Origin of the sequence: Microbaculum marinisediminis (assembly GCF_025397915.1) — a bacterium.
In the GTDB taxonomy this organism is placed as follows: Bacteria; Pseudomonadota; Alphaproteobacteria; order Rhizobiales; family Tepidamorphaceae; genus Microbaculum; species Microbaculum marinisediminis.
Map to the genome: position 1 here is coordinate 1 of NZ_JALIDZ010000047.1, position 337 is coordinate 337.

Annotated in this window: 1 pseudogene; it reads left to right on the top strand. The window is 65.6% G+C overall.

The annotated features are described in order from the left end of the window. A pseudogene (locus MUB46_RS24505) lies at positions 1 to 234 on the top strand (hypothetical protein); the annotation flags it as partial. Positions 235 to 337: the final 103 nt, after the last annotated feature.

The following is a 337-nucleotide window of genomic DNA, read 5'->3' on the forward strand; positions in this document are numbered from 1 at the left end:
CTTGAACGCCGGGCTGCCGAGCACGTCAGCATCCTGGACGCGATGATTGCGGATCTCGGTGTTCGCTGGCTGAAGGGCTACCCGGCTGACCCGGCCGCCCTGACATCGCTTGTCAACACGTTCAACCGCTCTGCAACGGTCCTGGGCTGGCAGCGCCGGGCAAGGGACATCACCCCGAGCCTTGACGACTACATGGCGAACCGGGCCGCTCAGAAGGCCGGGGAGGACGCATGACGGCGATTTCCTATCCCGATGCCTGCCTAGACCCGCACCTGTTCGGCCCGTGGTTCAGCGCCGACAGCTGGCAGACGTGGCGCGTTGTCGACAAGGCCCTGTT